General features: G+C 65.4%; 13 protein-coding genes. 11 read left to right on the forward strand and 2 right to left on the reverse strand.

Annotated elements, in window-relative coordinates; all coding sequences use genetic code 11:
- Nucleotide 1: 1 nt before the first annotated feature.
- Together M9924_17755 and M9924_17760 are read left to right on the forward strand one after the other, a co-directional pair.
- Entirely contained in the window at nt 2–4300 is a 4299-nt protein-coding gene (locus M9924_17755; GenBank protein ID MCO5066242.1) for a bifunctional class I SAM-dependent methyltransferase/DEAD/DEAH box helicase, read from the forward strand.
- Nucleotides 4300–5337 (forward strand): toprim domain-containing protein, encoded by a 1038-nt coding sequence (locus tag M9924_17760; GenBank protein MCO5066243.1) that lies wholly within the window; start codon nt 4300–4302, stop codon nt 5335–5337. The genes M9924_17755 and M9924_17760 overlap by 1 nt, the downstream gene beginning before the upstream one ends.
- A gap of 152 nt (nt 5338–5489) precedes the next feature.
- Here the strand turns inward: M9924_17760 and M9924_17765 are convergent, their stop codons facing one another.
- The gene (locus M9924_17765) at nt 5490–5648 is read right to left on the reverse strand and encodes a hypothetical protein (GenBank protein ID MCO5066244.1); all 159 of its coding nucleotides are present in this window, start codon (nt 5646–5648) and stop codon (nt 5490–5492) included.
- Between M9924_17765 and M9924_17770 the strand changes: the two genes are divergently transcribed.
- Entirely contained in the window at nt 5647–6570 is a 924-nt protein-coding gene (locus tag M9924_17770; protein ID MCO5066245.1) for a DUF2493 domain-containing protein, read from the forward strand. The two genes, M9924_17765 and M9924_17770, sit on opposite strands and share 2 nt — an antisense overlap.
- Before the next feature lie 76 nt (nt 6571–6646).
- Here the strand turns inward: M9924_17770 and M9924_17775 are convergent, their stop codons facing one another.
- A complete protein-coding gene (locus M9924_17775; GenBank protein MCO5066246.1) occupies nt 6647–6856 on the reverse strand; it encodes a hypothetical protein in 210 nt (69 codons plus the stop codon).
- Between the two features lie 314 nt (nt 6857–7170).
- Here M9924_17775 and M9924_17780 point away from each other — a divergent pair, with 314 nt between their 5' ends.
- The 8 genes from M9924_17780 (at nt 7171) to M9924_17815 (ending at nt 10932) form a co-directional block, all read left to right on the forward strand.
- Nucleotides 7171–7338 carry a replication initiator protein A gene (locus M9924_17780; GenBank protein MCO5066247.1) on the forward strand — a complete coding sequence of 56 codons (168 nt, stop codon included), beginning with the start codon at nt 7171–7173 and terminating at the stop codon, nt 7336–7338.
- Between the two features lie 138 nt (nt 7339–7476).
- Nucleotides 7477–7917: a hypothetical protein gene (locus M9924_17785; GenBank protein ID MCO5066248.1), complete on the forward strand. Its 441-nt coding sequence runs from the start codon at nt 7477–7479 to the stop codon at nt 7915–7917.
- 577 nt (nt 7918–8494) lie between these two features.
- On the forward strand, nt 8495–8821 hold the full coding sequence (locus tag M9924_17790; protein ID MCO5066249.1) for a DUF736 domain-containing protein: 327 nt from the start codon (nt 8495–8497) through the stop codon (nt 8819–8821).
- A gap of 189 nt (nt 8822–9010) precedes the next feature.
- Nucleotides 9011–9253 (forward strand): helix-turn-helix transcriptional regulator, encoded by a 243-nt coding sequence (locus M9924_17795; protein ID MCO5066250.1) that lies wholly within the window; start codon nt 9011–9013, stop codon nt 9251–9253.
- Between the two features lie 120 nt (nt 9254–9373).
- Entirely contained in the window at nt 9374–9637 is a 264-nt protein-coding gene (locus M9924_17800; protein MCO5066251.1) for a DUF2285 domain-containing protein, read from the forward strand.
- A 117-nt stretch (nt 9638–9754) separates the two neighbouring features.
- On the forward strand, nt 9755–10069 hold the full coding sequence (locus M9924_17805) for a DUF6499 domain-containing protein (protein MCO5066252.1): 315 nt from the start codon (nt 9755–9757) through the stop codon (nt 10067–10069).
- Nucleotides 10017–10520, forward strand: coding sequence for a DUF2285 domain-containing protein (locus M9924_17810; protein ID MCO5066253.1), 504 nt, complete (start codon nt 10017–10019; stop codon nt 10518–10520). Before M9924_17805 ends, M9924_17810 begins: the two co-directional genes overlap by 53 nt.
- A 127-nt stretch (nt 10521–10647) precedes the next feature.
- On the forward strand, nt 10648–10932 hold the full coding sequence (locus tag M9924_17815) for a helix-turn-helix domain-containing protein (protein ID MCO5066254.1): 285 nt from the start codon (nt 10648–10650) through the stop codon (nt 10930–10932).
- Nucleotides 10933–10944 lie beyond the last annotated feature (12 nt).

Consider the following 10944-nt stretch of genomic DNA (forward strand, 5'->3'; position numbering starts at 1 on the left):
CATGAACATCATGTCGCCCGTGGCCGTTCCGGCTGCGCCTATCCTCCATGCATCCGCCGTCATCGCCGCCGCTCATCAAATTCTCGCTTTGCTGGAACGCGGGCGGCGGATCGATAGCACCGTGCTCCGCGCCGCCATGGAATCGGCCTTCGGCGCGTCCGACGCTGCCGGCGCCTGGGACTGGAAGACCGCCTATGACGCGTGCGAGGTGGCAACTGTCCTCTTCCTGCGCAAATACGGAAAGGCACTTTTTCGCAAATCCGGCTCTCCGGTATCCCGGCTTTCCGCCCTGACGAAGGTGACGGGCCTTCTGCCGACCCACACCCGCCGCTCGCAGGAAACGCAGGCCTTCCAGCAATTCTCGACGCCGGTCCCGCTCGGCCTCGCGGCGGTCACCGCCGCGGCCTTGTCGCCAACCGACCGCGTGCTCGAACCCTCGGCCGGCACCGGCCTGCTGGCCATCCTCGCCGAGACCGCAGGCGCTTCCGTCATCCTCAACGAGTTGGCCGAGACCCGCGCCGATTTTCTCGCCTCCCTCTTTCCGGCCGTTCCCCTCACGCGCTTCGACGCGGCCCAGATCGACGATCATCTCGATCGCGCCGCCATTCCCAGCGTCGTCATCATGAACCCGCCGTTCTCTGTCATGCCGAACGTCTCAAGTCGCGTGGCCGACGCTGCCTATCGCCATGTCGCCTCGGCGCTGGCTCGGCTCGCACCGGGCGGGCGGCTGGTGGCGATCACCGGCGCGAATTTCTCACCCGAGCAGCCGGCTTGGACCGCAAGCTTCCGTCGCCTGCAGGAGCGCGGGCGAGTCGTGTTCACCGCCGCGATCGCGGGCTCGGTCTATGCCAAGCATGGGACCACCATCGAGACGCGGCTGACCGTCATCGACAAGGCGCCGGCCGATGATCCTGGTCGCTTCCCCGAGTCCGCCGGGATCGCGCACGACCTCGCGACTCTCCTCGGATGGATCGAACAGCAGGTGCCGCCGCGCATGGCGGTCTCACTGCGGAACACGGCCGCCGCGACGCCGCGCACCGTGCGCGGCTATCTCGCCCGCGCCGCCACCGCGCAGCCCGCCCGCCGTGTCGCCCAGCTCGAAGGGCAGCCGCTCTCCTACGAGACCATCGACTGGACGCCGCCGGAGAGCGGTCGCCTGACGGACTCGATCTACGAGCCCTATGCACTGCAGTCGATCAGCATCCCGGGCGCGCAATCGCACCCGACCAAGTTGGTGCAGTCGGCGGCGATGGCCTCGGTCGCGCCACCCAAGCCAAGCTATCGGCCGACGCTTCCGATCGAGATCATTCGCGACGGCATCTTGTCCGACGCCCAGCTCGAGACGGTGATCTATGCCGGCGAGGCCCATAGCGAATATCTCGCCGGGACCTGGACCGTCGACGAGACCGGCGATCTCGTCACCGCCGCACCGGATGATGCACCGAAAACCGTCCGCTTCCGCAGGGGCTTCATGCTCGGCGACGGCACGGGGGCCGGCAAGGGCCGCCAATCGGCCGGCATCATCCTCGACAATTGGCTTCAGGGACGGCGCAAGGCGGTCTGGGTTTCCAAATCCGACAAGCTGCTCGAAGACGCCCAGCGCGACTGGTCGGCGCTCGGCATGGAGCGCCTGCTGGTCACGCCGCTATCGCGCTTCCCGCAAGGAACGTCGATCCGGCTGAACGAAGGCGTCCTATTCACCACCTATGCCACGCTACGGTCCGACGACCGCGGCGAAAAGCTTTCGCGCGTCAAGCAGATCGTCGAATGGTTGGGCTCCGATTTCGACGGAGTGATCATTTTCGACGAGAGCCACGCGATGCAGAACGCCGGCGGCGGCAAGGGAGAACGGGGCGATGTCGCGCCCTCGCAGCAGGGCCGTGCGGGCTTGCGCCTCCAGCACGCGCTGCCGAACTCCCGTGTCGTCTACGTCTCCGCAACCGGAGCGACCACCGTCCATAATCTCGCCTATGCCCAGCGACTTGGCCTTTGGGGCGGCGAGGATTTTCCCTTCGCCAACCGGGCCGAATTTGTCGAGGCGGTCGAGAATGGCGGTGTCGCGGCCATGGAAGTGCTCGCCCGCGACCTTCGCGCGGTCGGCCTCTATACCGCGCGCTCGCTCTCCTATGACGGCGTCGAATACGAGCTGGTCGAGCACCAGCTCACGCCCGAGCAGACCCGCATCTACGACGCCTATGCCGGCGCCTTCGCCATCATCCACAATCATCTCGACGCGGCGATGCAGGCCGCCAACATCACCGGCTCCGACGGGACGCTGAACCGGCAGGCGAAGTCCGCCGCCCGCTCGGCATTCGAAAGCGCCAAGCAGCGCTTCTTCGGTCATCTCCTGACCAGCATGAAGACGCCGACGCTGATCCGTTCGATCGAGCGGGACCTGGCCGATGGGCACAGCGCCGTCATCCAGATCGTCTCGACCGGCGAAGCGCTGATGGAACGGCGTCTCGCCGAGATTTCGACCGAGGAATGGAACGACGTCCGCGTCGACATCACCCCGCGCGAATATGTCCTCGACTATCTCGCCCATTCCTTCCCCGTGCAGCTCTACGAGCCGTTCTCAGACGGCGAGGGCAATCTGTCATCGCGCCCGGTCTATCGGGACGGGCAGCCGGTCGAAAGCCGCGAGGCCGTGGCCCGCCGCGACGAACTGATCGAGCATCTCGCCTCGCTGCCGCCGGTCCCCGGTGCGCTCGACCAGATCGTCCAGCGCTTCGGCACGGACATGGTCGCCGAGGTCACGGGCCGATCCCGCCGCATCGTGCGCAGGGGCGAGCGCTTCGCCGTCGAGACCCGCGCTGGCGCGGCCAATCTCGCCGAGACCGCTGCCTTCATGGATGACGACAAGCGCATCCTCGTCTTCTCGGACGCCGGCGGCACCGGTCGCAGCTACCACGCCGATCTCGCGGCGAAGAACCAGCGGCTCCGCGTCCATTATCTGCTGGAACCGGGCTGGAAGGCCGACGCTGCGATCCAGGGGCTCGGCCGCACCAACCGCACCAATCAGGCGCAACCGCCGCTGTTCCGGCCGATCGCCACCGACGTGAAGGCCGAGAAGCGCTTCCTCTCGACCATCGCGCGGCGGCTCGACACGCTCGGGGCCATCACGCGCGGGCAGCGCCAGACCGGAGGACAGGGCCTGTTCCGGCCTGAGGATAATCTCGAAAGCCCCTATGCCCGCGATGCGCTCCGCCAACTCTACCTGCTGCTCGTGCGCGGCAAGGTGGAAGGCTGCTCGCTTGCCCGCTTCGAAGCCGCCACCGGCCTCAAGCTGATGGACGACAATGGCATCAAGGATGAATTGCCGCCGATCACCACCTTCCTCAACCGGCTGCTGGCGCTGACCATCGAGCTTCAGGGCATCCTGTTCACGGCGTTCGAGCAGCTCCTCGCCGCCAAGGTCGAAGGCGCCATCCGTGCCGGTGTCTATGATCTCGGGCTGGAGACGCTCCAGGCCGAGAGCTTCGTCGTCACCGGCAGCCAGGTCATCCATAATCATCCGGGCACCGGAGCGGAAACCCGGCTGCTGACCATCACCCGGCGCGAACGCAACCGGCCGCTGGCTTTGGCCGCCGCGCTCGATCAGCTTTCCGATCCCCGCGCTCGGCTATTGGTCAATGCCCGTTCGCACCGCGCCGCCGTGCAGGTGCCGGCGCCATCGATGATGCTTGACGACGGCGAGATCGAGCGCCGTGTTTGCCTGATCCGGCCGATGGAGCAGCACTATTCCCCGCTGCGCATGATGGAGGAGAGCCATTGGGAGGACGCCGACCGCGATGCGTTTGCGACTGCGTGGAACGCGGAACTGGCTGACGTGCCGGAGTTTGCCGACAGTACCATCCATATCGTCGCCGGCCTGCTGCTGCCGATCTGGAAGCGCCTGCCGGACGAGTCGACGCGGGTCTATCGGCTCCAGACCGACGAAGGCGAACGGATCATCGGCCGCCGTGTCTCGCATGCCTGGGCGGCGAACGCCACCTCGACCGGAACGGCCAGCCTGTCGGCCGAGGATGCCCATGCGGCGCTGATCGACGGAAAGACCATTCTTGACCTTGCCGAGGGGCTCCAGCTTCGCCGCGTGCGCGTCATGGGCGCTAATCGGATCGAGCTTTCCGGCTTCACCGACTCCATGCGGGAGCGGTTGCGGGCCTATGGCCTGTTCAGCGAGATCATCTCGTGGAAGCTGCGCTTCTTCGTGCCGATCGACGCCTCCGGACTGGCGGTGCTCGCTCGTGTTCTCGACACCTATCCGATCGTGCGCATCGCAGAACGGGAGGCAGCATGATGGCCCGTCAGGATGCATCCGATCTGGCGCAGCGTCTCGGCCGGCAGGCTGAGGCGGTATGCCGGCATTATCTCTCCAGCGGTCGCCGCGAGGGCCGCTACTGGATGGTGGGCGATGCACGCAATACGCCGGGCCGCTCGATGTATGTACGCCTCAAGGACTCGCCCAAGGGACCGGCGGGCAAATGGACCGATGCGGCCACCGGTGAGCATGGCGATCTCCTCGACATCATCCGCGAAAGCTGCGGCCTGGTCGACTTCAAGGATGTCGCCGACGAGGCCCGGACCTTCCTCAGCATGCCGCCACCCCAGTCCGAACCGCGTCAACCACGACGTCAGAGCCCGGCGCCGCATGGCTCGCCCGAGGCAGCCCGAAGACTGGTTTGCATGTCGCAGCCGATCCACGGCACACTCGTACAGGCATATCTACGGGAGCGCGGCATTACGGATTTACGCGGAACCGGAAACCTGCATTTTCATCCGCGCTGCTACTATCGTCCCGACGAGCATTCGCCGACCGAGGCCTGGCCGGCGATGATCGCGGCCGTCACCGATCTCGACGGCAAGATTACGGGCGCGCATCGCACCTGGCTCGATCCCTGCCGCCGCGACAAGGCGCCGATCGACACACCGCGTCGGGCGATGGGCGATCTTCTTGGGCATGCGGTCCGTTTTGGCCATGGCGGCGAAGTCATGGCTGCCGGCGAAGGCATCGAGACCGTCCTGTCGATCCGGCAGGTGCTTCCCGACATGCCGATGCTGGCGGCGCTCTCTGCGGCCCATCTCGCTGCCATCCTGTTCCCCGACACGCTGAGGCGGCTCTACATCCTGCGCGACGATGATCCGGCCGGCGACGGCGCGCGCGATACCTTGATCGAACGGGCGAATGCAGCGGGGATCGAGGCGATCGTCATCTCGCCGGAACTGGGCGACTTCAACGAGGATCTCCGCACGCTCGGCATCGACCACCTTCGCAGCCTGAACCGGATGCAGATCGGGCCGCAGGATGTGGCGCGCTACATGGCGCTGGCGGCATAGCCGGGAGAGGAAAGGTGCGGCGGTGGATCGGCGCCGTGCCGTTCGGAGGTTCCGTTCCATCGCAGAGGACCGCGCCTCGGCCTTCGAGAGGGCGATCGGCCCACAGCCGGGCCGGCCGGACAATGGCTGCGGCCGACTATTTTCCGGCGGCCCTACGGGCCTTTCCATCGCGAGGCAAAATAGCCGGCCTTCGCCATCCTGCGCTGGCGCTTCGGCCCTTCGCTTCGCTCCGGGTGCTTGGCCGTCCCGCCGGTGGGCTCCGTCGCCATGAAGGCCGCGACGGACGCGGTCCAGACGACGGAGCCTCCCATGAACCGGCACGACGACTTCGAACCCCACCACGAATCCTCACCCACCGACCATGTCCTCAACGAATTGCAGCTTCACGGCTACCGACCCTTTGCCGACGAACCAGACCAGCGGCTTCTTCCGGACGGCAACGCGGTCGCGGGCGCTATCGCCGACATCTTCGACGCCCTGATCGGCACCCTGGAGGACACGCGCCTCGAACCCGACCTTGACGATCTCCTCTGGTCGACCGTCAACGTCTTCCACCGCGCGACGGACCGAATCGGCCGAGAACTGGACGACAACGAGCAAGCCCAGAAGCGTGCACAGCGCGAACAGGACGGCAGCGAGGTGAAGTCGGTCGAACTCGAGCGCCTCATCGCCGAGGGCATGACGCTGATCGAGCGCCAGAACGCCTTCGAGCTGATGCGCGACCAGGCCGCCGAACACTACGAACGCCAGATCGGCAAGCCCTGGCTTCCGCGCAGCGGATCGAAAGTCAATCATCGCAACCTGACCTCGGCGATGATCGACAGCCGCGACTTCCTGATGGCGAGGAAGCGCGCCGAACAGGAAATCCTGCTGCCCCCCGGCCCGAAGATCGTCGTCACCGGCGGGCTCGACTTCGACGATCACCGGCTGATCTGGGCCAAGCTCGACCAGGTGCATGAGAAGCACCCTGACATGGTGCTCGTCCACGGCAAGTCGCCCAAGGGCGCCGAGAAGATCGCCTCGCTCTGGGCGAGAAACCGCGATGTGCCGCAAATCGGCTTTGCCCCCGACTGGACGAAGCACGGCCGGGCTGCACCGTTCAAGCGCAACGACGACATGCTGCAGATCGTGCCGAAGGGCGTGATGCACTTCCCCGGCACCGGCATCAACGACAACCTTGCCGACAAAGCCAGGAAGCTCGGCATCCCGGTCTGGAAGTTCGGCGGCGCGTGAGCGCCGCCTTCCTATCTTTTCACACAGCCGCCATCCCGCAAAAGCGCATCGGCGTTTTTCCGTAAAGTCGCCTTTTTCAGTCCGGTTCGCCTGTCACGGCGATCCGGGCGGATCGCGCATAGTGGGCAAGCTCGGTATCGTTCTCGAGCAGCGCATCGAGCAGCGCCTTCATATCCGCCTGATCGGAGGACGACTGGAACGGCCCAGGCTGACGTTCGATGGCCAGCACGGCGATCGCGAGAGCCTTCTTCACGAGATGCAGGTCTCTGCCTGTGAACTCAGCCATCGTCAGACCTTCCCGACTCCCCAAAGGCGTTTCGGGAACCATAGCCGAAATCAGCCCCAAGCTGCACGGGGCGACTGCCGAAGAGAGCAAGCATCGAGGCCGATGAGTGGGTCTCCTGACGCGAGAACCACCTCCGCCTTCTTGCGCTGATCCTTGGTCCAGCCGCGGACTTGTCGCCATCAACCCATCAAGGGTCGGCTATGCGAGCATGCCGCCGCTGCGGCTGCGCCTTCGCGGTGATTGCAGTCCACGGCCGAACACATCGGGCGCCTGTCGGCGGGGGATGGTCCCCCCGCTCCAGCAGGAGCCCAGCAATGTCCCTCAACGATGCTCACGCCTTCGCCTTCAGCCTCGCAACCACGCTAATGGCCGCCATCGTCATCTTCCGGGCCGGTGACGGCACCCTCTCGGTGACGCCCGCCAGCGAGTACGATGGCGATGCCTCGCAGATCGTCCATGAAATCGACCCCTTCGCCCCCTGACCGGGGCGATCCGGTCGGCCCGGGCGGAAACAGACGATTTCCGCTCCCGGCCAGGCCGAATTTCCGCTACAGATACGGATGCGCCGTGGTGGTGGTGGAGGCGCGACCGTCAGACATTGTCTTCACGGAGCCACCACGATGATCATTCTCGCTATATTTGCATCTCTCGCCGCGATCGGCCTGCTTTGCTGGCTGTTGTTCACGCTGGCCGTCTTCGCGCTGCCGGCCTTTGTCGGGGTGACCGCGGGCGCCTGGGCGCACGGCACAGGCGCCGGCATCCCCAGCGCTGTCCTTGTCGGCGCCGCTGCGGCCGTCATCACACTCGTCGCTGGCCATCTGCTCCTCACCTTCGTCCGACCGATGTGGCTGAAGCTGATCGTGGTGGCAGCCTTCGTCGCGCCAGCGGCGATCGCGGGCTTCCATGCGACCCATGGCCTCGTGAAACACCTCATGCCGTCCAACGCATGGCAGATCGCCTTCTCGATTATCGGGGCAGTCGCGGTCGGCATCACCGCCTTCGTGCGCGTCGCAGGCATGGCGGCGCCCGGTCCATCCGGACGGGATCTCGCGCGGGCCTGATCTTCGTCATCGCCGTCAGGCGGGATCAGAACAGCAATGGTAGCGGTCGCCCCGTCGCCTCATGTCGCAGCGATGGGCGTGTTCGGCGCGGATCGTCGCCGGCCCCGCATCAGCGCTCCCCGCTGGAGCGCTGCAAAGGCAGAACCATATCTCGGCGGCGCACACGACATTCGGTGCGGCGATTTCCCAATGGGCGGAGAAAGGGACGAATGGGCAAGTTTTGGCCGGCCGAGAGAGGAAACGCCGGTGATATTGTCGTGAATTCAGCTTGTCGTCGCAGGACGGTCGCCATCCTCTCCGTTCTCTGACCGTAACTCGACCGCTCCAAACGGCCTCTTCAATGGCCTGATCTGGCCGAAGGCCGGCTTCGCCTCGAGCGCCTGAGCCACAACGGCTGGTCTCGACTTTCTTCCCCTGCCGGCTACGCCGTCATTCCTCGCGAAACAACAAAGTCGCGCCTGCGCCATCCTCCGCTGCGCTACGGTCGCAAGCGATGTGTCGTCGCTCGCCTCCGGCCCGCCGATCGCCATCGAGGCCGCATGGTGCGGGCTCGAATACGAAAAAACGGAGACTTACAATGGCGACTATCGGCACTTTCAAGAAGACCGGCTCGAACGAGTTCACCGGCGAAATCGTCACCCTCAGCGTTCAGGCCAAGGGCGTGCGCATCGTCCCCGACACCCGCGCCACCGGCGAGAACGCCCCCAGCCACCGGGTCCTGGTCGGCCGCGCCGAGATCGGCGCCGCCTGGTCCAAGCGCTCCAACGAGGGACGCGACTATCTGGGCCTCAAGCTCGACGATCCGAGCTTCACCGCCCCGATCTACGCCAACCTCTTCGACGACGAGGACGGCGAAGGCTACTCGCTGATCTGGTCCCGCCCCAACGGGCGGCGCGGCGACTGAAGCCCCAGCGCAAGGCCCCCGGCCCAGACGGACCGGGGGCCTTTGCCGTGCGAGCGACCGAATCAGTTGGAGCCGTTCGAGCCATAGGCGTTCCATCAGAGGCTCAAATCGCTGGAACGAACAGGCAAGAGCGACTATTATAGTCGTAGTTTTGGCGTGCGCGTAGGTCCGTATGGGAGGTGATCATGCATGATCACCGCCCGACAATCTCGGGCCGCACGCGCGTTGCTGGGTTGGACACAGGAGACGCTCGCTGACAAGGCCCGGGTCTCATTGACCGCTCTCAAGCGCCTCGAATCCCATAGCGGCCTCGAGGTTTACGAGAGCACGCGCGATGAGGTGAGACGGGCTTTCGAGCGCGCCGGCATTGTCTTCCTGAACTCCGACCAGGGCAAGGGAGTGCTGTTGGTCGATGCCAAGAAGGAAGCCTGAGTTTCAGCGTATCGCGGCATTGGCACGACTTCGCGCTTCCGCCTCTTGCGTCATGATTACGATCAAATCAGCGTTAACAATGACCTCCAGAATGGATACACCTCAATTCTGGGGGATGTTGTGACAAAAACCGGATTTCTCGACCAGCCACCGGGCGGCGCTGCGCTGACCGCCTACGATCAGGCGCATCTGAAACTCTACGCGCGTCTGCTCGATGCCGAGGCTCAAGGCGCCGACTGGCGGGAGGTGGCGAAGATCCTGTTCGATCTCGATGCCGCTCATGATGAAGCCCGCGCCCGGCAGGTCTACAGCGCCCATCTCGACCGGGCCAAATGGATGACGCGCAGCGGCTTCTGCGAACTGCTCCAGGGGCGCCTTCATTGAGGTGATGCACAAACTGCATCACGTTGAGGCCACTTCGTTCTTCCCGCCAGCCATTCAACCGGGAATCGTATCCGCTGCATAACTCGCGTTGCAAAATATTGCGGGAGGCAGTGGAGGATGTCGCAAGACGAAAACTGGCGGTCAGAAGCCGCATACGACTATATCGACACTTTGTCGCCGGGTGATCTGGCGTGGGAATTCCTGCGCCGCAACCCCGATTATCGCAAAACCTATCAGGATCTTGTCGCCAGCGGGCGTTTGACCGAAGAGGTAGCGCAGGAGTTCGCCAATCAATGGGGGTTGCGATTTCGCGACCGATCCCGTCAGCTCCAGTCTCATCCAGCCGATCTTCTGGACCCCGCAAAGCGATCCCGCCACCTTGCTGCTGACAGAGAGTCCAGCGCCGATAGACAGGATTGGTGTTCGCGCTGACGATCTGACGGCCGATGTCCTCGTCGCGCACGATCCGGATCTGCTCAGGATTGTCATTCAGGGCCAATCCTTCGATCTCGCGTTCGAGAAAGCCGATCAGCCTTCCGCCCTTGCCGCCATCGTGATGCTGGACGATCTGACGCCGGATCGCCTCGCGGCTCTGGTGCGCTTCTGGAACGCAATCGCTGGCAAGCGCATTCCGCCCGATCCGCGCATGACCGATCAGCGCCGCCAGCGCGCCCGCCAGATGCTTCGCGCGGTTGATGCCCGCGCCACCGGCGCGACATACCGGCTCATCGCCGAAAGCCTCTTTCCTCGCCACGACATCGAGCCCGCCGCATGGGTCGGCACCGCGATCCGCGAAACGACCATCCGCCTCGTGCGCGACGGGCTGAAGCTCGTGCGCGGCGGCTATCGTAGCCTGCTGCGCCGACCGCGACGGGATCGCTGACGCCCGAGAGGGTGTCGATCTTAGTCCCCTTACTTCGACATCGTGGAAGGCGCCGTCTCCGCGCCACCGTGCTCGCAACTCGCCGCTCATTCCCAGCGGCATTCCGCGAGACCACGGAGGCTCGATCATGGCCGAACACACCGCCAATCTACCGCCACGCTATCTGAGGACGCAGGAGGCAGCGCGCTTTCTCGGCCTCTCCGAGCGCACCCTCGAGAAGCACCGCACCTACGGCACCGGCCCGACCTATCGCAAACTCGGCGGTCGCGTCGTCTACTCCGTTGACGATCTCCAGACCTGGGCGGATCGCGGTCTCGTCACCTCGACGTCCGATCCGCGCAGCGGCACCGTGCTGCCCGCCAAACCCCAGCCGAGAACCGCCGCCAGCGCCGGCGGCCGCTTCCCGCGCTGAGGCGACCTGCCC

The organism is Rhizobiaceae bacterium, from assembly GCA_023953835.1.
Lineage (GTDB): Bacteria > Pseudomonadota > Alphaproteobacteria > Rhizobiales > Rhizobiaceae > Mesorhizobium_G.